Origin of the sequence: Archangium lansingense, assembly GCF_026626635.1 — a bacterium.
Taxonomy (GTDB): domain Bacteria; phylum Myxococcota; class Myxococcia; order Myxococcales; family Myxococcaceae; genus Archangium; species Archangium lansingense.
Genome location: NZ_JAPNKA010000001.1, coordinates 9789637 through 9813113, shown reverse-complemented (window position 1 = coordinate 9813113; position 23477 = coordinate 9789637). Strand labels below are relative to the sequence as shown.

Here is a 23477-nt window from a genome sequence, read left to right as displayed (position 1 = left end):
CCTCCGAGAGAGACAGAGAGCCTCGTTTCACCCGGTTGACTCTAGAGTCAATCTTCCGTTGACGCGATGCGACACGGCCCATTAGATGCGCCTCACCACGCAGTCAAGGTGAGGCACACATGGCACGCGAGAAGCAGCGTAACGGCCACCGGCGAGTGGCCATCGTCCGCGGATTGCGGACGCCCTTCGTGAAGGCAGGAACCGACTTCGCGAAGCTCACCGCGCTGGACCTGGGCCGCATGGTCGTCCAGGAGCTGGTACAGCGCGCGGAGATCGATCCCCAGGAGATTGATCAGGTGGTGTTCGGCCAGGTCATCCCCACGCTCACCGCGCCGTCCATCGCGCGCGAGGTGGTGCTGGCCGCGGGGCTGCCGCGCAAGATTGAAGCGTTCACCGTGGCGCGCGCCTGCGCCACCTCCATCCAGGCCATGACGACAGCGGCCAACGCCATCTCGGTGGGTGAGGCGGACGTGGTGCTCGTGGGTGGCACCGAGTCCATGTCGGATGCGCCCATCTTCACCAGCCGCCCGCTGGCCCAGGCGCTGGTGGCCGCCTCCAAGGCCCGCAGCCTCCCGGAGAAACTCAAGGCCTTCCAGACGCTCAAGCCGCGCGACCTGGTGCCCGTGCCCCCGGCCATCGCCGAGTACTCCACCGGCCTCACCATGGGAGAGAGCGCCGAGAAGATGGCCAAGGAGAATGGCATCTCCCGGCAGGCGCAGGACTCCATCGCCTTCACCTCGCACCAGAACGCCGCGCGCGCCTGGAAGGACGGCTTCTTCGACTCCCAGGTGATGCACGTGGTGGTGCCGCCCAAGTACGAGAAGGTGTCGCAGAAGGACAACATCGTTCGCGAGGACACCAGCCTGGAGGCGCTCTCCCAGCTCCGGCCCGTGTTCGATCGCAAGTACGGCACCGTCACCGCCGGCAATGCCTCGCCGCTCACCGACGGCGCCGCCGCGTTGCTGCTGATGAGCGAGGAGAAGGCCAAGGCGCTCGGCCTGGAGCCGCTCGGCTACCTGCGCGCCCATGCCTATGCCGCCACCGACCCCGGAGAGCAGTTGCTCCAGGGCCCGGCCTACGCGGCCCCCATCGCGCTGCAGCGCGCCGGAATGAAGCTCTCCGACATCGATCTCGTGGAGATGCACGAGGCGTTCGCCGCCCAGGTGGCCAGCAACATCCAGGCGCTGGCTTCCAAGGAGTTCGCCCGGAAGGCCGGCTGGAGCGCGCCGGTGGGCGAGGTGGACCGCACGCGCCTCAACCTGTCGGGAGGCTCCATCTCCATCGGCCATCCCTTCGGGGCCACGGGGGCGCGCATCGTCACCCAGGCCCTTCATGAGCTGAAGCGTCAGAACAAGAACACGGTGCTGTGCACCGTCTGCGCCGCCGGTGGCCTCGGAGCCGCGGTGGTCCTGGAGCGTGCGTGATGGCTGCGATGATTGCTCAGGAGCTCGAGGCGAAGCAGGGCTTCACCTACCACGTCGAGGACGGTGTCGCGCTCCTCGTGTTGGATCTGCCGGGCGAGTCGGTGAACACGCTCTCTCCCGAGACGGGTGAGGTGTTCGCGGGGTTGCTCACCCGCGCCGAGAAGGACCCCGCGGTCAAGGCGGTCGTCTTCATCTCCGGCAAGAAGGACAGCTTCGTGGCTGGAGCGAAGATCGACTTCCTCCAGACGCTCAAGTCGGCCTCCGAGGCCACCGCCGCCTCGCGCCAGGGGCAGCAGGGCTTCGACAGGCTGGATGCGTTCCCCAAGCCGGTGGTGGCGGCCATCCACGGTGCGTGCCTCGGCGGAGGCCTGGAGTGGGCACTCGCCTGTGACTACCGCATCGCCACTGACAGCCCGAAGACGACGCTCGGACTGCCCGAGGTGCAGCTCGGCCTCATCCCCGGGGCGGGTGGCACCCAGCGTCTGCCGGCGCTCATCGGTGCGCAGGCCGCGTTGGACCTCATCCTCACCGGCAAGAACGTGAAGCCCGGCAAGGCGAAGAAGCTGGGCCTGGTGGACGAGGTGGTGCCCGTGCCCATCCTCCGCAACCTGGCCGTGCGCCGCGCTCGCGAGCTGGCCGAGGGCATGCTGAAGGTGGAGCGTCCCCGTGGTCAGGGTCTCAAGGCGGTGGCGCAGCAGGGCAAGAAGGGCCTGGGCGGACTGCTGCTGGGGCTGACCAACAAGGAGATGTGGACCGAGGTCGCGCTCGAGGACAACCCGGTGGGCCGGAAGATCCTCTTCGACCAGGCGCGCAAGCAGCTGCGCAAGAAGACGCGCGGCAAGTACCCGGCGCCGGAGAAGGCGCTCGAGGCCATCCGCATCGGCGTGGAGTCTGGCCGCGCGGCGGGCCTGGAGGCCGAGGCGAAGTTCTTCGGCGAGCTGGTGGTGTCCGACGTCTCCAAGCGGCTGGTGGAGATCTTCTTCGCCACCACCGCGCTCAAGAAGGAGAACGGTACGGCCAACCCGGACGTGAAGCCGCGCGAGGTGAAGAAGCTGGGCGTGCTCGGCGGCGGCCTGATGGGCGGTGGCATCGCCTACGTCAGCTCGGCGCTGCAGGGCGTGCCGGTGCGCGTGAAGGACAGGGACGACGCGGGCGTGGGCCGCGCCCTCAAGCAGGTGCAGAGCATCTACGATGAGCGGGTGAAGAAGCGCTCGCTCACGTGGCGCGAGGCCGCCGCGAAGATGGCGCTCGTCACCGGCGGCACCGACTACAGCGGCTTCAAGAGCGTGGACGTGGTCATCGAGGCCGTCTTCGAGGACCTGAAGCTCAAGCACCGCATCATCGGTGAGGTGGAGGCCGTCACCCGCGAGGACGCCATCTTCGCCTCCAACACCTCCAGCATCCCCATCACCGATCTGGCCAAGGGCTCCAAGCGGCCCGCGCAGGTCATCGGCATGCATTACTTCAGCCCGGTGAACAAGATGCCGCTGCTGGAGATCATCACCCACAAGGGCACCGTCGACTGGGTGACGGCCACCTGCGTGGAGATTGGCAAGAAGCAGGGCAAGACGGTCATCGTCGTCAACGACGGGCCGGGCTTCTACACCTCGCGCATCCTCGCGCCGTACATGAACGAGGCCGCGCACCTGTTGGCCGACGGCGCCGACATCGCCGAGCTGGACAAGGCGCTCGTGGAGTTCGGCTTCCCTGTGGGCCCCATCACCTTGCTGGACGAGGTGGGCATCGACGTGGCCCAGAAGGTGGGCCCCATCATGGAGCAGGCCTTCGGCAAGCGCATGGCCGCGCCCAGGGCCCTGGAGAAGGTGGTGGCTGAGGGCCGCCTCGGCCGCAAGAACAAGAAGGGCTTCTATACCTACGACGGCAAGAAGAAGGAGGTGGACGTCACCGTCTACGATCTCTTGCCGCACGGGAAGAACCGCAAGAACCTCGATGCGCGCGAGATGGCCGAGCGGTGCGTCCTCCAGATGGTGAACGAGGCGGTGCGCTGCCTGGGCGAGGGGATTCTTCGCAGCGCGCGTGACGGCGACGTGGGGGCCATCTTCGGCCTTGGTTTCCCGCCGTTCCTCGGAGGCCCCTTCCGCTACGCGGACAGCATCGGTCCCGCCGAGCTGCTGCGTCGCCTGGAGCACTACCAGGACAAGTACGGCGAGCGCTTCACCCCCGCGCCGTCGCTCGTGGACATCGTGAAGGCGGGCAAGACGTTCTACCCGCGTTAGTCCCTCGCGAGGGGAGGGCAGGGGGCTCGTGCTCCCCGCCCTCCCGCGTGTGTCGTCAGTCGTCCACCGAGGGCAGCACGCCCACCTTGAGCGAGCTCGGGTGTGCCGCCGAGCGGTACACGCGGTGGAAGGCGCGCACGAAGTCCTCCTCCTTCGCCTCGAAGATGTTGGGCACGAAGGTCTGCGGGTTGCGGTCGATGAAGGGGAACCAGCTCGACTGCACCTGGATCATCACCCGGTGTCCGCGCTTGAAGGTGTGGAAGACGTCGTTGATGACGAAGCGCACCTTCGTCGCCTCGCCCGGCTTGAAGGGCTTGGGCTCGCTGTAGCTGTCGCGGAAGCGGCCGCGGAACGGCTCGCCGCGCACCAGCGTCTGCTGGCCCCCGCGGTTGCGTTTGCCCTGCTCCTCGTCATTCCGGCTGAAGCCCGGCAGCTTGCCCGGGTTGACGTCCACGAGCTTCACCACCCAGTCCGCGTCGGTGCCCGTGGTGGAGACCCACAGCTCCGCCTCCAGCGGGCCCGCGAGCGTCAGGTCCTTCTCCAGCGGCGCCGTCTGGTAGACGAGCACATCGGGCCGGCGCGAGGCGAAGCGCTGGTCCTCGGTCATGTAGTTCTTGGTCCAGCCCGTCGTCAGCTCGGTGGTGTAGGGCACCGGCCTGTCGGGGTCGCTCACGTACTCGTCAAAGGCCTCCTGGGCGGACGCGGGCGCGCTGTAGGAGAGGCCCCCCTTGGGCTGGAAGTAGAGCCGCGCCTCGCGTACCCCCTTCGGAGGCCACGTGTCGAAGCGCCTCCAGCGGTTGGCGCCCGTCTCGAACACCAGGGCCTCGGGCAGCTCGGGCTTGTCGCCCCCCTTGAGGTGGTGCTTGAAGAAGGCGAGCTCCAACTCCTGGTAGAGCTCGCTCGTGCGGAAGCCGAACTCGACGTCGCCGAGCGCGGTGCTGTCACCCCGCGTCCAGCCACCGTGCGGCCACGGGCCCATGACGAGCGTGTTGGTGATGCCCGGGTTCTGCTTCTCGATGGCGGAGTAGGTGCGCAGCGGGCCGTACAGGTCCTCGGTGTCGTACCAGCCGCCCACCACCATCACCGCCGCCTTGATGTTCTTCAAGTGCGGCAGGAGGTTCCGCGCCTGCCAGAAGGAGTCGTAGTTGGGGTGCGCGACAATGTCCTTCCAGAAGGCGATGTCACCCTTGAAGTGGCGCGTGTCCGCGTTGGCCAGCGGGCCCAGGTCGAGGAAGAACTCGTAGCCGTCCGGCGTGCCGTGGTCGAAGCGGAACCAGTTCTCGTTGGCGATGGGCTGCGGCCGGGGCTTGCCGAACCCCGAGAAGAAGTCGAAGGCCAGCACCAGGTTGAAGGCGCCATGCCGGTGCATGTCGTCCCAGAACCAGTCGGCGATGGGAGCCTGGGGCGACACCGCCTTGAGCGCCGGGTGCGAGTCGATGGCTCCCGCCGAGACGTAGAACCCCGGATACGAGATGCCCCACTGGCCCACGCGGCTGTTGTTGCCCGGCACGTTCTTCACCAGCCACTCGATGGTGTCGTACGTGTCAGTGCTCTCGTCGATGTCCTTCGGCCCGCTCTTCTTCGCCATGTGCGGGCGCACGTTGATGAACTCGCCCTCGGACATGTTCCGGCCGCGCACGTCCTGGAAGGCGAAGATGAAGCCCTGCTTCTCGTACTCGGCGGTGGGCCCGAGCCGGCGCGCGTACCGGTCCTGCCCGTACGGCGCCACCGTGTAGGGCGTGCGCACGAGCAGGATGGGGTAGCGCTTGCTGGGGCTTGCGTCGTTGGGGATGTAGACGGACGTGAACAGCTTCGTGCCGTCGCGCGTGGGGACGCGGTACTCGAACTTGGTGTAGTGCGAGCGGATGTACTCGGCGCGCTCGGATTCGGGGGTGGGCTGCTGGGGCTTCGCGGCCTGGGCCCTTGCGGGGCCGGCGAGCGCGATAAGCACGAGCACCACGAGGCTGCGGAACATGAGGTGCATGCACTCTCCTGGTGGGGGAGGCGGCATTGTCGGCGAACGGTGGCGGCGCGGAAAGCATCGTCTCGTGCTTGCGGGGTAGGGGACCCCCCTCACTCGGGGTCCGGGTTCCGTCCTTGACCCTGGCGCGTTTCTGGATGATGCCTGCGCCGAATGTCCCGCTCCGCGTCGCGCACCCTGGTTCTCGTCATCCTGGCCGCCGTCCTGGCCTGCGCTGTGTCCGCGGGGATGGGCGCCCGGCGTTACCACCGTAAGAAGAACCCCCAGGCCCCAGTCGCACGGATCGACGAGTACGTGGTGATGGGGTTCGTGGGCTGGGACTCCAACTGGTACGCGCACATCGTCGAGCAGGGCTACTTCTACAGGCCTGGGGAGCAGAGCTCCGTGGCCTTCTTCCCGCTCTACCCGCTGGCCGTCCGCGCCGTCGATGAGCTGGGCCCGGATGTGCACCAGGCCGGGGTGCTTGTCACCCTGCTGTGTGGACCGCTCGCGCTCCTGCTCTTCCTTCACTGGGCGCGTTTCCGGGTGGACGAACCCATTGCGCTCCAGGCCTCGCTGCTGCTCGCCCTCTATCCCTTCTCCCTCTTCCTCTACGGGGTGATGTACTCCGACGCGCTCTTCCTCCTGCTGGTGGTGGGCGCCTTCCTCCTGCTGGAGAAGGGACACCTGGGGCTGGCCGTCCTGCTCGGCGCGGTGGCGACGGCGGCGCGGCCGGTGGCTCCCGCGGTGGTGCTGGGCCTGCTGGCCCGCCGGCTCGAGTGGAAGCGAGAGCGGGGGGAGCGCTGGACTGCGCTCGATCTCCTGCCCGTCCTGTCCGCGCTCGGCTTCGTGCTCTACATCCTCTACCTGGACAAGCAGTTCGGCGCGCCCTTCGCCTTCGTCGAGGTCCAGTCCGCCTGGGGACAGGAGCCCGGCTGGCGCTCCTGGCTGAAGCTGTCCTGGTTCAAGACCGTCTTCTCCCCGGACACCAACACCGAGACCGCCTTGCGGCTGTGCATCCACGCGGCGTTGACCCTGGGGGCGCTCGCGCTGGTGTGGCCCACCTTCCGGAAGCTGGGGTGGGGCTATGGCGTGTACTGTGCCGTGCTGGTGGGTATCCCCACCCTGTCCACCAAGGACTTCATGGGCATGGGGCGCTACCTCCTCTCCGCCTTCCCCCTCTTCCTCACCCTCGCGCTGCTGCTGCGCGAGCACCCGCGCGTGCGCCAAGGCCTTCTCGCCGCGGGCGCCGTGTCGCTCGTCTTCCTAGCGGCCGCTTTCGGCCTGGAGCACTACATCTCGTGAACGCTCCTCTTCCTCCCGCCCTGGCGCTGTTCTCCCACCTCCCGTTGAGCGAGCGCTTCCACGTGCACGCCCGGGCCTTCTCCGCTCCGCTCGAGGCCGTTGCCTCCCGCGTGCCCGCCGGAGGCACCGTGGCCGATGTGGGATGTGGCCATGGACTGCTCTCCGCCCTCCTCGCCCTGGGCGACTCCCGGCGCATCGTGCATGGGGTCGATCCTGACCCACGTAAAATTGAATGGGCCCGAAGCGGTCCTGGCCGTCTGCCCAACGTGCGGACTGAGGTGGGCACCGTGGAGTCCCTCGCCGAGCGGCTTCCCGGTGGTTTCGATGCGGTGGTGGTAAGCGATGTCCTCTACCTGCTCCCCGTGGAGCGCTGGCCCGGCTTCCTGCGCGAGGTCCGCCGGCTGCTCCGTCTCGGTGGGCGACTCCTCCTGAAGGAGGCCGAGGGCGACCACTCCTGGAAGCACCTCAAGTGCCTCGCACAGGAGGTGGTGATGGTGAAGCTGCTCGGCCGGACGAAGGCCGGGGGGGCGCTTGTGCTCCAGCCTCGCGATGCGATGGAGGCCCTGTTGCTCCAGGCCGGCTTCACCCTGCGCGAGACGGTGGAGCTGGGGGTGGGTTACTCCACACCCCACATCCTCTATGTGGCGGAGGCCACGGCCGGGGGCACGGCGGCCGCCAGCGCGCCGTAGGTGGTCAGCTCCACCCCCAGTTGCTCGAGTCGGGCTCGCACCCGAGGGCTGGTGAGCGCGTCCAGCTCGGACTGCCAGCCATAGGTCCACGCGGGGTCTTCCGGGACGTGGGGACGGCCCTCGCCCGGGTGGCAGCCGAGCTCGAAGTCTCCCGGGGGCAGCGACTCCAGCAGCGAGAGCAGGGCGGACTCGGTGAGCTGGCCCGCCTCGAAAATGCCGCCGGCGCTCACCCGCTGGACTCCCGGCGGCGGTCGCGGAGCGGTCCGGGCCAACAGCGACAAGAGCGACGTCTTCACCGCGGGCCCCGGTGCCCGCAGCCAGGACACTCGCGGCAATCGGTCTGGCCAGCGGAGGGGCAGTCCCTCTCGAAGTGCCAGGGCCTCCACCAGCGGGCGTACCCCGGGCAGGAGGTGCAGGTGTTGGTGCGCGTCCAGGTGATCCACGTCCGCGCCCAGGTCCCGTGCGCGTCTCAGCTGCGAGGCCAGCTCCAGCTCCAGCTCCTCGCGTCGCACCTGCCCGGTGAGCCACGCCTTCGCGAAGTCAGCCCAGCTCGCGCGCAGCAACCCACCCGGGGCCATGGTGGGCACGTGTGAGGCGGGCGCCGCTGGGGGCAGGCGAGTGCAGAAGGCCAGGTGAACGCCCAGGGCCAGTCCTTGCGCCCGGGCTCGGGTCACCGCTTCTTCCGCGCTCGGGCCTCTCACCAGCACGGTCGCGCTGGTGACGATGCCCTCGCGGTGCGCCCGGAGGATGCCCGTGTCCAGGGCCGGGTGCAGCCCCAGGTCATCCGCGTTGACGATGAGGCGTGTGGGGGCTCGTGCCACCGCGCTACCCGTGGCCGCGTGCCTTGTCGCGCTCTCGCGCCGAGCCATGCAGCGGGGCCACCGAGGGCGGCAGCCGCACCGGACGCCTGGCCGCCTGCGGATGGCGCGTCTCCGGGTACAGCTTCATCAGCTCCCGCACCATCTTCGCGATGACGGCGGGCGAGGACAGCGTGGACACGCCGCGCGTACGCGGGAAGTAGTCCACGCCCATCTGGAACACCTTGAATCCCTGGTGGATGGCCTTCACCACCAGCTCCGCGTCGATGAAGGAGCCCTGGCTGTTGAGCTCCACCGCCTCCAGCACCCGCCGGTGTATCACCTTGAAGCTGAAGTTGATGTCCTTCACGTGGACACCGAACAGCGTGCGGATGAGCATGTTGTAGGCGAACGAGTACACAATCCGCTTGGGCCCCTCGCTGGTGCGGTCGAACCGGAAGGCGCAGAGCATGTCCGCCTCCAGGTACTTCATCAGGTGCATCGCCCGCTCCAGCTCCTTCAGGTCGAAGGGCAGGTCCATGTCCGAGTACACCACGATGTCCTTGGTGGACGCGGACAGGCCGGTGCGCATGGCCCCGCCCAGCTTCAGGTTCACCGGGTGGGTGATGACCCGGAGCTGGGGGATGCGCGCGGCCAGCTGCTCGCAGACCTCCTGGGTGCGGTCCGTGGAGGCATCGTTGACGACGATGATCTCAAAGTCGTCCGTCAGCCGGGGGAGCACATCCATGGCTCGGGTGACCGAGCGCTCCACATAGTCCTCCTCGTTCCAGGCGGGAAAGAAGAGACTGATGCTGGGGGATTTTCCCACGATGAGACCTCGAGGCGATGCCCTTGTGACGGACGTGGCGGAACCGAGGCGGCTGGCTATCAAACATTGGAGGGCATGCGCAATCCAACGGTCGCGAGTCTTCACGGGGGCGTGGTAGCGTGAGGGCTTGGGTTGGTTTCGGGGATAGATGTGGGAGACAGGCGCCTCATTCTGTTGGTGGACGAACTGCCCGAGCGGCAGGCGGAGCTGGCGAGCACACTGGAGCAGGAGGGCTTCTCCGTCCGATTGGTCTCGGCCGGCTCGGAGGCTCAACGCCTTCTCGCCGAAGCCGATCTGGTGCTCCTCGTCCTGGGTCCCGCCGGGGGGCCCTCTCGCGCATTGCTGCAGCACTTGATGGCCCGGGACGACGACGGGACGGGCCCCTCCATCCTCGCGTTGGTGCCCACCGAGGAGCGCGCCGCGGTCGTGGCCGTGCTGCGGCTGGGGGCCGAGGTGGTGCGCACCCCGGCGGACACCGATGAGCTGGTGGCCCGCATGGGGAAGTGTCTCCAGGAGCGCGAGCGCCTCAACGAGCTCCTCACCCGGGTGACCTCCCTGGAGCGCCTGTCCGTCACCGACGGGCTCACCGGGGTCCACAACCACCGCTACTTCCAGGAGCGGCTGCGTGAGGAGTTCCGGCGCGCCCAGCGCTACGACGACACGCTGTCGCTCATCCTCATCGACCTGGACCACTTCAAGGCCTTCAACGACACCCACGGCCACCAGGTGGGCGACATCGTGCTGCGCGACGTGGCGGCCTCCCTGCAGCGCAGCGTGCGCGAGACGGACCTGCTTGCCCGCTATGGAGGCGAGGAGTTCGCCATCCTCCTGCCGCGCACCCCGCTGGCCGGCGCCCTCACCGTGGCCGAGCGTGTCTGGCGCGAGCTGGGAGTACTGCTCACCGGTCCCGAGCGCACCTTGCGCGTCACGGCCTCGCTGGGCGTCTCCACCTTCCCGCACCACGCCGTCAACAGCGCCGAGCAGCTGGTGCACTCCGCCGACCAGGCCCTCTACCGCGCCAAGGACGAGGGCCGGAACCGCATCTGCCTCTACGTCGCCCCCTCACCCTTCGATAGACCCACCCCTCGTTAGCCTGTTCCCCATACTCAGAGTGGGTCAACATTGACCCGATTCCTGGGTCGGGGTATTGAGGGACCCAGGGTGGAAGCGAGCCCCGGGTGTAGAAGCACCCGGTATCAGGGGGCTTTGCGAGGGGTTGGACGTTGGCAGCGTCATTGCAAATGCTCGGGTCTCGGACCCAGGACGAGGTTGCCACTGGAACTGGCGCAGACACAGGGAGCGGTGCCACGCGGACGGCTGCTGCTGGTGGACGACGAGGAGTACATCCTGAAGTCCATCCGGCGGGTACTCCGTCGCGGCGATTGGCAGATCGAGACGGCCTCTGATGCGGAGGAGGGCCTCAAGGCCCTCGAACGCTTCACGCCCGAGGTGGTCATCTCCGACTTTCGAATGCCGGGGATGAACGGGGTGGAGTTCCTCAGCCGGGTGAAGGCGCAGGTGCCACGGGCCCAGCGCATCATGCTCACCGGCCAGGCGGATCAGCAGGCGATCGAGGAAGCCATCAACCGGTCGGAGATCTTCCGGTTCATCTCCAAGCCTTGGAACGACAGCCATCTGGTGCTGACGGTCAAGAGCGCCTTCGAGCAATACGCGCTCCAGGCGGAGAATGAGCGGCTGCTCCGGGTGACGCAGCAGCAGAACGAGGAGCTGCGGCGGCTCAACGCGGAGCTGGAGACGCGGGTGGCGTTGCGCACGCACCTGCTGAGCCAGGCCAAGCGCGAGTGGGAGCTGTCGTTCGACTCCATCGAGACGCCGCTGGCGGTGGTGCGCCGGGACTTCGGGGTGCGCCGCGCCAACCGGGCGTACACGGACCTGGCCGGGGATCGGCTCAAGGAGCCGCTGTCCGAGCTGTCCGAGGAGGGCGCCGAGCCTCGGTGTCACAAGCTGCTGTTCGACCGGGACACGCCCTGCGCGGGCTGTCCGCTGCCCGAGGCGCTGCAGAGCGGCAAGGGCGCGCGTGCGGAGATCAGCCAGCGCGGGCGCACCTACGCCATGGCGGCCTACCCGCTGACGTCCGAGGGGCGAGCGGTGTGCTCCTACCGGGACATCAGCGACGAGCGCGAGATGACGCGCCGGCTCATCGACACGGAGAAGATGGCGGCGGTGGGCCAGCTCGCTGGCGGCGTGGCGCATGAGATCAACAACCCGCTGGGCGGCATCCTCGCCTTCGCGCAGTTGATGAAGCGCGACGATGGCCGCAACGCTGGGGATTTGGAGCAGTTGGACCTCATCGAGGAGAGCGCGCTGCGCTGCAAGCGCATCGTGGAGAGCCTGCTGAAGTTCAGCCGCCACAGCCGGACGGAGGATCGCCGGGCCTTCCAGCTCAACAAGTGCGCGGAGGACTCGGCGGTGCTCTTCGGGGCCCAGCTCAAGTCGTACTCCAAGGTACGGCTGGAGCTGCGCCTGGCGGAGGACCTGCCGGAGCTGTTCGGAGACCCGGGACAACTGTCGCAGGTGATGCTCAACCTGCTGCAGAACGGGCTGCACGCGCTGCCCCCCGCGGGTGGCGTGCTGTGTCTGGAGACAGGGAAGGATGGCGACCGGTGCTACTTCCGGGTCGCCGACACGGGCACGGGCATCGAGGATCGCCACATGGGGCGCATCTTCGAGCCGTCGTTCACCACCAAGCCGCCTGGCCAGGGTACCGGCCTGGGCCTGTCGATCGCCTACCGCATCGTCGAGGACCACGGCGGCGTCATCAAGGTGGACACCCAGATGGGTGAGGGTTCTCGCTTCACCGTCTACATCCCCATTCCCTTGCAGCTCGAGAGGTTGCCGTGAATCCGCAGCCAGCTACTGCCGGCGCCATGCGCGCCAAGATCCTGGTCGTGGATGACGATCCGATCGTCCTCAAGGCGGTCACGTCCATCCTCAAGCGGGAGAACTACCAGGTCGTCTCCATCGACGACGCCGTGGAAGGACTGACGGCGGCGAAGGACCCGTCCATCGACGTGGCCGTCCTGGACATCAAGATGCCCAACCTGTCCGGGATGGATCTGCTGCGCGGAATCAAGGCCGCGCGGCCGGACGTCGAGGTCATCATGATGACGGCCTTCGCCACCGTGGAGACGGCGGTGGAGGCGGTGAAGGCCGGGGCGTACGACTACCTCACCAAGCCCTTCGAGAACATCGACGAAGTGAGCATGACGGTGGCCAAGGCCGCCGAGCGCAAGGCGCTGCGAGACAGGGCGCGGGCGCTGGAGGAGGCGCTCACCGCGCGCAACCAGTTCGAGGAGCTCATCGGCCAGTCGTCGCAGATGCGCGGCGTCTTCAAGCTGGTGGAGACGGTGAGCCACTCGACGGCCACGGTGCTCGTGCAGGGCGAGAGCGGCACGGGCAAGGAGCTGGTGGCCCGGGCCATCCACTACCGCAGCGCGCGCAAGGACAAGCCCTTCGTGGCCGTCAACTGCTCGGCGCTGACGGACACGCTGCTGGAGAGCGAGCTCTTCGGCCACGTGAAGGGCAGCTTCACCGGAGCCACGGCCAACAAGAAGGGCCTCTTCGAGGCGGCCGACGGCGGCACCATCTTCCTGGACGAGATTGGCGACGTGCCTCCCGCCACCCAGGTCCGCCTGCTGCGCGTGCTGCAGGAGGGCGAGGTGAAGCGGGTGGGGGCCAACGAGCCGGTGAAGGTGGACGTGCGCGTCATCGCCGCGACGCACGTGGACCTGAACCGGGCCAAGGAGCAGGGCAAGTTCCGTGAGGACCTGTTCTACCGGCTCAACGTCATCACCATTGACCTGCCGCCGCTGAGAGACAGGCCCGAGGACGTGCCGCTGCTGGCGCACCACTTCCTCAAGCTGTACGTGGCGAAGGTGGGCAAGCGGGTGACGGGCTTCACGCCGCACGCGATGGAGGCGCTCACCTGCAACCGGTGGACGGGCAACGTGCGCGAGCTGGAGAACGTCATCGAGCGCGCGGTGGTGCTCACCTCCAAGGAGGTGCTGGACGTCGACGACCTGCCGCCGGGCTTCCAGGACGCGCCGCAGGCCGGAGCTCAGGTGGAGGTCTTCAGCCTCGCGCACCTGCCGTACGCCCAGGCGAAGCGGCTGGCCATGCGCGCCTTCGAGCGGCGCTACCTCACCGCGTTGCTCGAGAAGCACAACCACAACGTCTCCAGCGCCGCTCGCGCCGCAGGCGTGGACCGCTCCAACTTCCGCCGCCTCCTCAAGCAGTACGAGGTGGCCGGGCGCTCCATGAAGCGCGGCAAGGACGGCGACGAGGACGACGCGCTCGAGGCCGCCTCCTGAGTCGGTCCGAGGGTTGAGGAGGGTTCAGCCCTCCTCGCCCGGTTCGCGGGAGCGGTTCTGGAGTTGTCGCTGGATGTCCTCGTAGCGCTCCGCCAACTCCTGCTCGAGGCCGTTGCGCGTGGGTTGGTAGAAGCGCCGGTCGCGCAGGGCCTCGGGGAGGTAGTCCTCGGGGACGTAGTTGCCCTCGAAATTATGCGGGTACTTGTAGCCGGCGCCGTACCCGAGTGACTTCATCAGCTTCGTGGGTGCGTTGCGCAGGTGCATGGGCACGGGCAGGGGTCCGCCCTCGGTGACGGCGGTGCGCGCCGCGGCATACGCGGTGAGCACGGCGTTCGACTTGGGTGCCAGCGCCAGGTACGTCACCGCCTGGGTGAGGGGCAGGGTGCCCTCGGGCAGGCCCACCAGCTCGAAGGCCCGCAGCGCGTCCACCGCCACGCTCAGCGCCCGCGGGTCCGCGTTGCCAATGTCCTCCGAGGCGAAGATGACCATGCGCCGGAAGATGAAGACGGGGTCCTCGCCCGCCTCCAGCATGCGCGTCATCCAGTACAGCGCGGCGTCCACGTCCGAGCCGCGCATGGATTTGATGAAGGCGCTGATGACGTTGTAGTGCTCCTCGCCGCCCTTGTCGTAGAGGAGCGCCTTGTGCTGCATGGCCTCCTCGGCGATGGCCTTGTCCACCCGGGTGCCACCATGCGCGGCTGCCGCCTCCAGTGCGGTGAGCGCCCTGCGCGCGTCGCCTCCCGAGGCCTGGACGATGAAGGTGAGCGCCTCGTCCTCCACCCCGACTCTGCCGCCCAGGCCCTTGGGGTCCACCACCGCCCGGCGCAGCAGCGCCACCAGCTCCTCCTCCTCCAGCCCGCGCAGGGTGACGACGCGGGCTCGGGACAGGAGCGCGGCGTTCACCTCGAAGGAGGGGTTCTCCGTGGTGGCCCCAATGAGGGTGACCGTGCCCTTCTCTACATGGGGGAGCAGCGCGTCCTGCTGCGCCTTGTTGAAGCGGTGGATCTCATCCACGAAGAGCAGGGTGCGCTGACGATTCATCCTCCAGCGCTCCTGGGCGCGGGCCACCGTCTCGCGGATGTCCTTCACGCCGGAGAGCACGGCGGAGAGGGACTCGAAGGCGGCACCGGTGGATTTGGCGATGACGTGAGCGAGCGTCGTCTTGCCCGTCCCCGGGGGCCCCCAGAGGATGAGGGAGGGCACCTGGTCCTGCTGGATGGCCCGGCGGAGAAAGCGGCCCTCGCCCGTCAGGTGCTCCTGTCCGACGAACTCCTCCAGACGGGTGGGGCGCATCCGCTCGGCCAGGGGGGCCAGGGCGGCCTGGTCCTTCTGGCCGGCATGCTCGAAGAGGTCCATAGCGCAATCCTGCCGCCAGGGACCCACGTGTCACAGGGTCATCGAAGCGGCCATTTCGTCCAGCGCCCCCCCGGCCGCCTGGACTAGAACCTGGGTCCATCGTGCAGACCCTGGTGCTCGTTGCGAAGAAGGACAAGCCCGAGGCGGCGGAGCTCGCCGCGCGGATCCGCGAACGCTACCCCACCTATGAGGTGCTGGGAGACCGGCTCCTGGCCCATACGCTTGGCTGGCCCCGGGTGGAGGACCGCGAGCTGGCCTCCCGGGCGGATCTGGTGGTGGTGCTGGGTGGAGATGGCACCCTCATCCACGCGGCCCGGTTGCTGGACGGGCGCCCCACGCCGATTCTCGGGGTCAACCTGGGCAGCCTGGGTTTCATGACGGAGATCCCCGTCGAGGAGCTGTTCCTCGCGCTGGATGAGGTGCTCGCCGGCCGCTTCAAGACGGACTCCCGGATGAAGCTCTGCTGCCGGTTGGTGCGCGACGGCAAGGTGGTGGTGCAGGACGAGGTCCTCAACGACGTGGTCATCAACAAGGGCGCGCTGGCCCGCATCGCGGACCACGAGGTGTCCATCGAGGACATCCCCATCGCCACGTACAAGGCGGACGGCGTCATCCTGGCTACGCCCACCGGCTCCACCGCGTACTCGCTGTCGGCGGGCGGGCCCATCGTCCACCCCTCGGTGGATTGCACGGTGCTCACGCCCATCTGCTCGCACGCGCTCACGCACCGCTCCATCATCGTGCCGGCGGACCGCACCATCCGCATCAAGCTGGCCAGCGAGACGGCGGACACCTTCCTCACGCTGGACGGACAGACGGGTCACAGCCTCCAGTGCGAGGACATCATCGAGGTGGTGCGCTCGCCCAACCGGGTGAACCTGGTGCGCAACACCCGCGTGGGCTACTTCACCATCCTCCGGCAGAAGCTCCACTGGGGCGAGCGGTAGCGCGGCGTGTTCGTCTTCCTGTCGAAGGTGTTGGACCTGCTGCTCGCGCCGCTCTCCTGGGGCCTCCTTCTGGGATGCGTGGGCCTGCTGCTGCGCCGGAGGCGGGCGAGGCTGGCGGTGGGGCTGCAAGTGCTGGGGCTGCTGGTGGTGTACGTCTTCTCCCTCGAGCCGGTGGCCAATGGACTGCAGCGGTGGGTGGAGGCGGGCGCGGTGTCCACGTATCGGCCAGACGTGGTCTACGACGCCGTCATCGTGCTGGGCGGAGCGGTGGACGCGGACGCCACCGAGCGCTCGGGACTGCCCGAGTACACCCACCCGGTGGAGCGAATTCTCCGGGGGTACGAGCTGCTGCGGCAGGGGAGGGCGCGCCAGGTGCTGCTGTCGGGGGGGACGCTGGACACGAGGCCCGGAGCGCTGGTGGAGGCGGACATCCTGGCGCGGCAGCTCCGGCTGTGGGGGATTGAGCCGGAGCGCATCGTCCTGGAGGGGCGCAGCCGCAACACGCGGGAGAACGCGGTGGAGTCGGAGCGCCTCATCCGGGAGCGAGGCTGGCAGCGGCTGGTGCTGGTGACGAGCGCGGCGCACATGCCGCGGGCGCTGAGCACCTTCGAGGCGGTGGGGCTGAAGCCGGACGCGCTGGTGGTGGACGTGCGCGCGCACGACTGGCACCTGCGCGGGGCGTGGTGGCAGCCGCGGGCCTCCAACCTGGCAGCCGGGACGGACGCGCTGCGAGAGCTCTTCGGGCGTCTCGTCTACCGGCTGCGCGGCTGGGCCTGACTCGTGCGTTAGAAGATGAAGTCGGTGGTGAGGAAGTCCGACTCGCGGCGGGTGAGGATGGATTGCACCAGCGTGGTGTTCTCGGTCGTCGTCTTCGCCGCGACGAGGGTGCGAATCGAGAACACGCGCAGCGCATCCGCCACTGACAGCGTGCCCTCGGCGGAGTCCTTGCGGCCATTGAAGGGGAACGTGTCCGGTCCCCGCTGGCACTGGCTGTTGAGGTTGATGCGGCCCACCTGGTTGGCGAACGCGTCAATGAGGCGGCCGATGCGCGCGGAGTCCCGTCCGAAGATGCTCAACTGCTGGCCGAACTGGGAGTTGGCGACGAATTGCATCACCTCTTCGTCCTCATCGAACACCATCACCGGTATCACCGGGCCGAACTGCTCCTCGTGAGCCAGGCGCATCTCTCCCGTCACCGGGTAGACCACGGCGGGTGAGTAGAACGACTGAGCCGTCCGCCCCCCGAGTGGATTGATGACCCGGGCGCCCTTGGCCACGGCATCGTCAACCAGGCCCTTCAGGTACTCCGTCTTTCCCGGCTCGGGCAGGGGGGTGATTGCGACGCCCGGGTCCCAGGGCATGCCCGGCTTGAGGCGGTCCACCGCGGCGGTGAACTTGTCGAGGAAGGGCTCGACGATGCGCCGTTGCACCATGAGCAGCTTGAGCGCCGTGCACCGCTGCCCGTTGAAGGACAGCGTCCCGGTGATGCACTCCTTCACGGTGTTCTCGAGGTCGGCGTCCTCCAGGATGATGGCTGGATTCTTCGCATCGAGCCCGAGCACGGACTTGAGCCGGTGCGGGCGCGGGTGCATCCGCTTGAGCTCGCTGGCGCCCCGGTTGGTGCCGATGAAGGCGAAGAGGTCCACCTGGCCGCTCTCCATCAGGGCGCCCACCGTCTCGCGTCCCCGGCCGTAGATGATGTTGATGACGCCGGGCGGGAAGCAGTCGCGGAAGGCCTCCAGCAGGGGGCGGATGAGCAACACGCCGAACTTCGCCGGCTTGAAAACGACCGCATTGCCCATGAGCAGGGCGGGGAAGAGCGTGCTGAAGGTCTCGTTGAGCGGGTAGTTGTACGGGCCCATGCACAGCGCCACGCCGATGGGCGCCCGGCGGATCTGCGCCATGATGCCCTGCTCCTGCACGAAGCGGGACGAGGTGCGGTCCAGCTCCTTGAGGGCACGGATCGTCTCGGTGATGAGGTCCACCGTGCGATCGAACTCCTTCTCGGAGTCGGACCGCGTCTTGCCGATCTCCCACATCAGCAGGTTCACCACGGGGGTGCGCTGCGCACGCATCGCCACGAGGAAGCGCTCGACGTGCTCGATGCGCTCGGCGACGCGCATCGTGGGCCAGGCCCCGCGGCCATGGTCATAGGCCTTGACCGCGGCCTGCAGCGCCTCGAGGGACTCGCGGGAGGTGAGCAGCGGCGTGGCACCGATGACCCGGGGCTCCACGCCCCGGGGGGTCTTCACGAAGACCGGGCTCCGTACGGGGCTGAGCTCTCCCTCCCAGCGCCGCAGCTCGCCACCGATGAGGTACTCGCGTTGCTCGAGATGGCCGGGGAGGCGCACATCGGTGGGAATCTGTTCGTCCGTAGGGAAGAGGTCGTCGAGGGGCGTCATGAGAAATCCTTTCCGCGCCCGAATCTAAGACCTGGAGCACTTTCGTGCTTTGGAACTGTAGGTGGGTCCTACGGTGCCGCGCTCGCCGTGCCCGGGCATGCCACCACGGTGGCATGGCCGTCGGTGCCATGGTCGTCGGTGCCATGGTCGGTCTTGCGCGCGACCTCGCGGACGCCACCACGCAGCCGCTCGATGCGGCCACTGGTGGTGGGGGCGATGGCCTCGGCGGAGGCGAAGGCGTCGCGCAGCACGTCCTGGGTGGTGCGGCCCTTGTCGGGCGAGACGCGGTACTTCGAGCCCTTGAACATGGTGTACCCGTCACCGCCGGCGGACATGTACGAGTTGGTGGCGAGCGAGTACGTCCGTTTCGGGTCCAACGGCTCGCCATTCACGGTGACACGGACGATGCGGTCACCGGCGGGGCGGCACACGTCGAAGGCGTACTGGATTCCTGAGACCTGGGGGAAGCGGCCGGGATCCTCCTCCTCGGCGCTGCGGCTGACGCCGTGCTCGAGCGCCTGGCGCAGCACCGCACCCGATACCTCGATGCTCACCACCGAGCCCGGGTAGGGGTGGATGGCCAGCACGTCGCGCCGGGTGAGCGGGCCGGGCCTCAGCACCGAATCGGAGCGGATGGAGCCGCCGTTGAGGAGGGCCACGTCCGCGTTGGCGACCTTGCGGTAGGCGTCCGCGACGAAGGAGCCCAGGTTCGTCTCATGGGTGCGGTTGGACTCCTCGGTGGCGTCCAGGGACACCTGGGTGCGGCCCACGGGCTGGGAGAGCTCGGCCATCAACGCGTCGTACTCGCGCATGGCGCTGGCGAAGGCCGGGTCCTCCGGCACCTCGGACGTCACCGGCATCATGTCGAAGTCCATGCTCTTGAGCTTGCCGCTCCGGGTGCCCACGTGCAGGGTGGCGCGCCCCAGCTCCCGCGCCTCGGAAGACATCTTGATGATGGGCGTGCCGTTGGACACCGCCTGCATCATCACGTGCTCATGGCCGCCGATGATGAGATCGATGGGGGCGCAGCGGGCGAGCACCTTGTCCTCGGCGACGAGCAGGTGCGTGAGCGCGATGATGACCTGGGCGCCCTGCTTGCGCATCTGCGGCACCAGCTCGCGCGCCTTGGCGCACGTGTCCGTGAAGTACACGTCCGGCCCCGGCTTGGAGCTGTACTTCGTCTTGCCCAGCAGCACCCCGAAGATGCCCACCTTCACGCCACCCACCTCGCGGATGACGAAGGGCGGGGTATCGCCGAAGGTGCGGCCCGTCTTCTTGTCCATGACGTTGGCGCCCAGCCAGGTGAAGCGGGACTCCTGGATGCGCTGGCGCATCACGTCGGGGCCGAAGTCGAACTCGTGGTTTCCGAGCACCGCGAAGTCCAGGCCCAGGGCGTTCCACGCGTCGATCATCTGCTTGCCCTTGTGGAAGGTGGACTCCACGGAGGGCCCCAGCGTGTCACCGGCCAGGAGGAACAGCGTGTTCGGCGACTCGGCGAGCACCTGCTTGCGCATGGTGGACAGCCGCCCCAGTCCGCCCAGGGCCCCGAAGTCCACCGGGGTGAACTGGTACACGTCGTTGACGTGCAGCAGGGTGAGGGTGACGGTGGGCTCGTCGTCCTGGTCGGTCTCGGAGGCCGCGTTCTCGTCGGATTTGGGCTCCGCGGCCGAGGGAGACGTGGGCGCGCTCCATGGCAGCGAGGCGCAACCGGCGGTGAGGAGCAGGGCGGCCAGGACTGCTGGGGCCAGGGGGCTCGGCGAGCGGAACGGGAGGGACATGGGTGTTCGTCGGGGCGGCCAATCTCCCATGTCCGGCGCGGTTGTGCATCCTTTCACGTGACACAGGTGTGACGCGGTGTGCCGATCTCCGCCTCCCTCCTTGCCCAGGAGGCGGCGGGCGGGCCCGGAGGCCCCTCACTGTCGGTGCAGGACGGGGATGGAATGGAGCACGCCCGCTCACTCAGTGAGCAGGGCTCACACGGTGTAGCGGCGTCCCTGCGCGAGCGGTTCGATGTTGCTCGCCCCGAGGTCGAAGTCATCCGGGTAGTGGATGAGCCGCATCTTCGCGCGCAGGGCCGCGGGCAGCGCAGCCAGTTTCTCATAGGGCGTGTGTACGCCGTAGTTCGTCTCGTGCACCACGAGGTCCGCCTCGGAGAGCCAGGCGATGAGGCCCTCGTCGTAGGCGGTGTCTGCGCTGTAGCCCAGGCAGCGCCCTCCGGCGCGGATGCGCAGGGCCGTGGTGGGGACGTGGTGGTACGTGAGGCGGCTCTCGATGGAGAAGGGGCCAAAGCGCACGGCGGCTTCGGTGGAGAGCGGGAGGGGCTCGAAGTAGTCCTCGAAGCCATGGCGCTGGGGCTCGCCCCCCGGTTTGCGGATGAGGTCCTCCATGCCCGCGGCGAGGTGGCCGTCCCACAGCCGGCGCGTCACGTCCGGGTGGGCGAGCAGCCGTAGCTTTCGTTTGAGCACGAAGAATGAGAAGTAGCCGAGCCCCTCCACGCCCGAGCTGTGGTCCGCATGCAGGTGGGTGAGGACGAGGCCCGACACGCGGTCCGCGTCCAGCTCCACGCCAGAAGAGAGGCTGGCCTCGCGCATCATCTTGCGGATGGGGTGGGGGCAGTCGATGAGGAGCACCTGGCCCTCGGCTTCGAGCGCCATGCACGAGGAGTAGTGCAGCGCGGAGAAGGCATCGCCAACGCCGAGGGTGAGGAAGGACAGGCTCATCACGAGCTCCGGAGAGAGGAGGGACTCAACCGCTGCCGCAGCTTCGCCGCGACGGCGGGCGGACAGAAGTCCGAAACGTCCTCGCCGCGCGCCAGCTTCTCCTTGAGGCGGCTGCTGCTGACCTCGGCGAGGTGGGACTCGGCGGGGAGGAAGAGGGTGGCCAGGTCCGGGGCGAGCGCGCGGTTGGCCTGGGCCAGCGTCGTCTCGAACTGGGCATCCGTGGCGCCGCGCACCCCGCGCAGCAGTACGCTGGCGCCGATGGCCCGTGCGTAGTCCACGATGAGACCCTCGGTGCTGGCCACGGAGACATTGGGGTGGAGCGCCACCACCTCGCGCAGCAGCTCCATGCGCTCGGCGACGGTGAAGAGGGTGTGTTTCTCCGGGTTGATGGCCACCACCACCACGACATGGCCGAAGAGGCGTGCGGCCTGGCGGACGACGGAGAGGTGGCCAGCGGTCACCGGGTCGAAGCTGCCGGCATAGACGGCGATGGTCATCACGACACCTCCGGATGGGCCCCGGACACGAGCGTCCGGGGAGGATGGAAGGTGAGCGCCACCCAGATGACGGCCAGGGCGCAGACGGCCGCCGAGAGCGTGAAGTGCCACGCGTAGCCGAACGCCTGGGCGCTGAAGCCGCTCACGGCCGCGGCAGCACCGGTGGCCAGCACTACGAGCGAGGCCTGCACCGTGTAGTCGGACGCGGCGTGCTCCGGGCGGCAATGGTCCATCATCACCGTGAAGAGGGCCGCGGTGGCCATCCCGCTCGTCAGGTGCTCCACGCCGCAGACGAGGGCGAGCACGGGGATGGAGGCACCGAGCGCGGCCAGCGCGTAGAGGAGCACCGCCGCCGCCTGCAGGGTGCCGAAGACGATCAGTGCGCGCCGCTGCTTTAGCCGGTTGACGAGCGCCCCGCCCACGAGCGCGCCCAGCAGGCCCGTGGTGAATCCCACGACGCCGAGCATCCAACCCACCTGGGCCAGCTCCAGCCCCGCATCGACGAGGAAGGTGCGCAGCATCCCCGTCGCCAGGTGCTCGCCCGCCTTGAAGAGGACGAGCAGGGTGAGCCACGCGCCCGCGCCGGGACGGTGCACCCACGACAGCAGGGACTCGCGGAGCCAGGGCCCCAGGCTCATGGCCTCGTGTCCGGACACAGGGGAGGGGGGCTCGTGGAACAGTGCCACGGGTATCGTGGCCACGAGCAGCATCAGCCCCAGGCTCAGCAGGGTGGGGCGCCAGCCCAGGGTGTCGATGAGGATGAGCATCAGCCCGCCGCCGAGGATCATTCCCACTCGATAGCCCGCCACCTGGATGCCGTTGCCCCAGCCGCGCTCGTGGCGCTCGAGCAACTCCACCGCGAGCCCGTCCGTCGCCACGTCCTGCGTGGCCGCCAGCAGGTTGACGAGCAGCACGGCCACCAGGAGCACTGGGATGCTCACCGCGCCCTCGGGAAGGGCGAGCCCCAGGAGAAGCGCCGCCGAGAGGAACTGCAGCGGGAGGATGTAGCCGCGACGTCGGCCCAGCCGCTCGGAGCCATGGCGGTCCATCAGCGGCGCCCAGAGGAACTTGAGCGCCCAGGGCAGCGCGAGCAGGTTCGCCAGGCCGATGTCCGGCAGCGACATGCCCTGCTTGCGCAGCAGCACCGGCAGCGTCTGAGTGAAAAAGCCGAAGGGCAGGCCCTGCGAGAGGTAGAGGCTCGTGAGCAACCCGAGCTTCATCGGAGTCGACAGAGAGGTCTTCATGTGCCCTCCGGGGACTCCGCCGCGTCCAGTAGCCCCGCGGCCATGCGCTTCACCGTGCCCGCGGCGGAGCCCGGAGGCGTGAGGCCCGGAGCCGCCGCCGAGAGGACGAAGTAGCCCTGCACCGTTGCGAAGAGGCCCGCCGCCACCGCTCGCGCCCGCCGGCGGCCGATGACCGCGCCCACCAGTTCCTCCAGGTGCTCGAGGTCCGCGCGCACCACCTTCTCGTACGCCGCGCGCACCTCGGGCTGGCGCACCGCCTCGGCGCTGATGGTCACCCAGGCCGCCACCGAGGACGGATCCGCGTCCTCCCCCGTGGCCAGGTAGGCGTCGAGGAAGGCGTCCACCTGCGCCCGCGCTCCGCCCTTCACCCGCTCCAGCCGCGCCTTCACTCGCTCGCGCACTCGCCCCGCGAGCTGCTCCACCAGCGTCAGGAGGATCTCCTGCTTCTCCGTGAAGTGGTAGTGCACCAGCCCCGGGCTCAGCCCCGCTGCTTTCGCTATCTCCGCGATGGACGCGCGCTCGTAGCCACGCTCGGCCATGACTCGCAGCAGACCCTCGACTATCTGCTGCCGGCGCTCCTCCGTGTTCGATGGGCGGGCCATCCGCGGCTCCATTTCTAGGTTGGTTAACCAACTTATAAGCCCGCAGGCCCAGCGCGTCAACCTGGACTCGGGGGTTCAACCTGGGGTGCGAGATACCCTCACCCCGTCCCTCTCCCGAGGGGAGAGGGGAGGGCGCG

General features: G+C 68.6%; 19 protein-coding genes. 9 read left to right on the top strand and 10 right to left on the bottom strand.

The window, feature by feature from the left end; translation table 11 throughout:
• Positions 1–119: 119 nt before the first annotated feature.
• Both fadI and fadJ read left to right on the top strand, forming a co-directional pair.
• Entirely contained in the window at positions 120–1424 is a 1305-nt protein-coding gene (gene fadI, locus OV287_RS38975) for an acetyl-CoA C-acyltransferase FadI (RefSeq protein ID WP_267539114.1), read from the top strand.
• On the top strand, positions 1424–3661 hold the full coding sequence (gene fadJ, locus OV287_RS38970; protein WP_267539113.1) for a fatty acid oxidation complex subunit alpha FadJ: 2238 nt from the start codon (positions 1424–1426) through the stop codon (positions 3659–3661). Before fadI ends, fadJ begins: the two co-directional genes overlap by 1 nt.
• Positions 3662–3716: 55 nt before the next feature.
• Here the strand turns inward: fadJ and OV287_RS38965 are convergent, their stop codons facing one another.
• Positions 3717–5636, bottom strand: a complete 1920-nt coding sequence (locus tag OV287_RS38965; RefSeq protein ID WP_373371928.1) for a CocE/NonD family hydrolase — start codon at positions 5634–5636, stop codon at positions 3717–3719.
• 159 nt (positions 5637–5795) lie between these two features.
• On the opposite strand from OV287_RS38965, the gene OV287_RS38960 reads away from it, so the two are divergent.
• On the top strand, positions 5796–6926 hold the full coding sequence (locus tag OV287_RS38960; protein ID WP_267539111.1) for a mannosyltransferase family protein: 1131 nt from the start codon (positions 5796–5798) through the stop codon (positions 6924–6926).
• Positions 6923–7615, top strand: a complete 693-nt coding sequence (locus OV287_RS38955) for a class I SAM-dependent methyltransferase (RefSeq protein WP_267539110.1) — start codon at positions 6923–6925, stop codon at positions 7613–7615. Before OV287_RS38960 ends, OV287_RS38955 begins: the two co-directional genes overlap by 4 nt.
• Here OV287_RS38955 and OV287_RS38950 read toward each other — a convergent pair.
• Together OV287_RS38950 and OV287_RS38945 are read right to left on the bottom strand one after the other, a co-directional pair.
• The gene (locus OV287_RS38950; protein ID WP_267542495.1) at positions 7564–8436 is read right to left on the bottom strand and encodes a ChbG/HpnK family deacetylase; all 873 of its coding nucleotides are present in this window, start codon (positions 8434–8436) and stop codon (positions 7564–7566) included. The genes OV287_RS38955 and OV287_RS38950 overlap by 52 nt on opposite strands.
• Positions 8437–8440: 4 nt before the next feature.
• Positions 8441–9241, bottom strand: coding sequence for a glycosyltransferase family 2 protein (locus OV287_RS38945; RefSeq protein WP_267539109.1), 801 nt, complete (start codon positions 9239–9241; stop codon positions 8441–8443).
• A gap of 150 nt (positions 9242–9391) precedes the next feature.
• Between OV287_RS38945 and OV287_RS38940 the strand changes: the two genes are divergently transcribed.
• The 3 genes from OV287_RS38940 to OV287_RS38930 all read left to right on the top strand — a co-directional run bounded on the left by OV287_RS38940 (position 9392) and on the right by OV287_RS38930 (position 13572).
• Entirely contained in the window at positions 9392–10333 is a 942-nt protein-coding gene (locus OV287_RS38940) for a GGDEF domain-containing response regulator (RefSeq protein ID WP_267539108.1), read from the top strand.
• A gap of 183 nt (positions 10334–10516) precedes the next feature.
• Positions 10517–12103, top strand: a complete 1587-nt coding sequence (locus OV287_RS38935; protein WP_267542494.1) for a response regulator — start codon at positions 10517–10519, stop codon at positions 12101–12103.
• Between the two features lie 26 nt (positions 12104–12129).
• On the top strand, positions 12130–13572 hold the full coding sequence (locus OV287_RS38930; RefSeq protein WP_267542493.1) for a sigma-54-dependent transcriptional regulator: 1443 nt from the start codon (positions 12130–12132) through the stop codon (positions 13570–13572).
• A gap of 24 nt (positions 13573–13596) precedes the next feature.
• On the opposite strand, the gene OV287_RS38925 is transcribed toward OV287_RS38930, so the two are convergent.
• Positions 13597–14928 (bottom strand): replication-associated recombination protein A, encoded by a 1332-nt coding sequence (locus tag OV287_RS38925; protein ID WP_267539107.1) that lies wholly within the window; start codon positions 14926–14928, stop codon positions 13597–13599.
• 101 nt (positions 14929–15029) lie between these two features.
• Here OV287_RS38925 and OV287_RS38920 point away from each other — a divergent pair, with 101 nt between their 5' ends.
• On the top strand, positions 15030–15875 hold the full coding sequence (locus tag OV287_RS38920; protein ID WP_267539106.1) for an NAD(+)/NADH kinase: 846 nt from the start codon (positions 15030–15032) through the stop codon (positions 15873–15875).
• A 6-nt stretch (positions 15876–15881) separates the two neighbouring features.
• Positions 15882–16652, top strand: a complete 771-nt coding sequence (locus OV287_RS38915; protein WP_267539105.1) for a YdcF family protein — start codon at positions 15882–15884, stop codon at positions 16650–16652.
• An 8-nt stretch (positions 16653–16660) separates the two neighbouring features.
• On the opposite strand, the gene OV287_RS38910 is transcribed toward OV287_RS38915, so the two are convergent.
• The 6 genes from OV287_RS38910 to OV287_RS38885 all read right to left on the bottom strand — a co-directional run bounded on the left by OV287_RS38910 (position 16661) and on the right by OV287_RS38885 (position 23340).
• A complete protein-coding gene (locus OV287_RS38910; RefSeq protein ID WP_267539104.1) occupies positions 16661–18277 on the bottom strand; it encodes an NADP-dependent glyceraldehyde-3-phosphate dehydrogenase in 1617 nt (538 codons plus the stop codon).
• A 68-nt stretch (positions 18278–18345) separates the two neighbouring features.
• The gene (locus OV287_RS38905; protein ID WP_267539103.1) at positions 18346–20055 is read right to left on the bottom strand and encodes a bifunctional metallophosphatase/5'-nucleotidase; all 1710 of its coding nucleotides are present in this window, start codon (positions 20053–20055) and stop codon (positions 18346–18348) included.
• A 195-nt stretch (positions 20056–20250) separates the two neighbouring features.
• The gene (locus tag OV287_RS38900) at positions 20251–20997 is read right to left on the bottom strand and encodes an MBL fold metallo-hydrolase (RefSeq protein WP_267539102.1); all 747 of its coding nucleotides are present in this window, start codon (positions 20995–20997) and stop codon (positions 20251–20253) included.
• A complete protein-coding gene (coaD, locus tag OV287_RS38895; protein ID WP_267542492.1) occupies positions 20997–21494 on the bottom strand; it encodes a pantetheine-phosphate adenylyltransferase in 498 nt (165 codons plus the stop codon). Before coaD ends, OV287_RS38900 begins: the two co-directional genes overlap by 1 nt.
• Positions 21494–22738: an MFS transporter gene (locus tag OV287_RS38890; protein ID WP_267539101.1), complete on the bottom strand. Its 1245-nt coding sequence runs from the start codon at positions 22736–22738 to the stop codon at positions 21494–21496. Before OV287_RS38890 ends, coaD begins: the two co-directional genes overlap by 1 nt.
• Entirely contained in the window at positions 22735–23340 is a 606-nt protein-coding gene (locus OV287_RS38885) for a TetR/AcrR family transcriptional regulator (protein WP_267539100.1), read from the bottom strand. Before OV287_RS38885 ends, OV287_RS38890 begins: the two co-directional genes overlap by 4 nt.
• Between the last annotated feature and the right edge of the window lie 137 nt (positions 23341–23477).

Bases quoted from the DNA above. Each gene is read 5' to 3' on its own strand.
- OV287_RS38925 (WP_267539107.1), bottom strand. From the start codon at position 14,928: ATGGACCTCTTCGAGCATGCCGGCCAGAAGGACCAGGCCGCCCTGGCC.
- OV287_RS38965 (WP_373371928.1), bottom strand. From the start codon at position 5,636: ATGTTCCGCAGCCTCGTGGTGCTCGTGCTTATCGCGCTCGCCGGCCCC.
- OV287_RS38900 (WP_267539102.1), bottom strand. From the start codon at position 20,997: ATGAGCCTGTCCTTCCTCACCCTCGGCGTTGGCGATGCCTTCTCCGCG.
- OV287_RS38890 (WP_267539101.1), bottom strand. From the start codon at position 22,738: ATGAAGACCTCTCTGTCGACTCCGATGAAGCTCGGGTTGCTCACGAGC.
- OV287_RS38905 (WP_267539103.1), bottom strand. From the start codon at position 20,055: ATGTCCCTCCCGTTCCGCTCGCCGAGCCCCCTGGCCCCAGCAGTCCTG.
- OV287_RS38960 (WP_267539111.1), top strand. From the start codon at position 5,796: ATGTCCCGCTCCGCGTCGCGCACCCTGGTTCTCGTCATCCTGGCCGCC.
- fadI (WP_267539114.1), top strand. From the start codon at position 120: ATGGCACGCGAGAAGCAGCGTAACGGCCACCGGCGAGTGGCCATCGTC.
- coaD (WP_267542492.1), bottom strand. From the start codon at position 21,494: ATGACCATCGCCGTCTATGCCGGCAGCTTCGACCCGGTGACCGCTGGC.
- OV287_RS38930 (WP_267542493.1), top strand. From the start codon at position 12,130: ATGCGCGCCAAGATCCTGGTCGTGGATGACGATCCGATCGTCCTCAAG.
- fadJ (WP_267539113.1), top strand. From the start codon at position 1,424: ATGGCTGCGATGATTGCTCAGGAGCTCGAGGCGAAGCAGGGCTTCACC.
- OV287_RS38885 (WP_267539100.1), bottom strand. From the start codon at position 23,340: ATGGCCCGCCCATCGAACACGGAGGAGCGCCGGCAGCAGATAGTCGAG.
- OV287_RS38910 (WP_267539104.1), bottom strand. From the start codon at position 18,277: ATGACGCCCCTCGACGACCTCTTCCCTACGGACGAACAGATTCCCACC.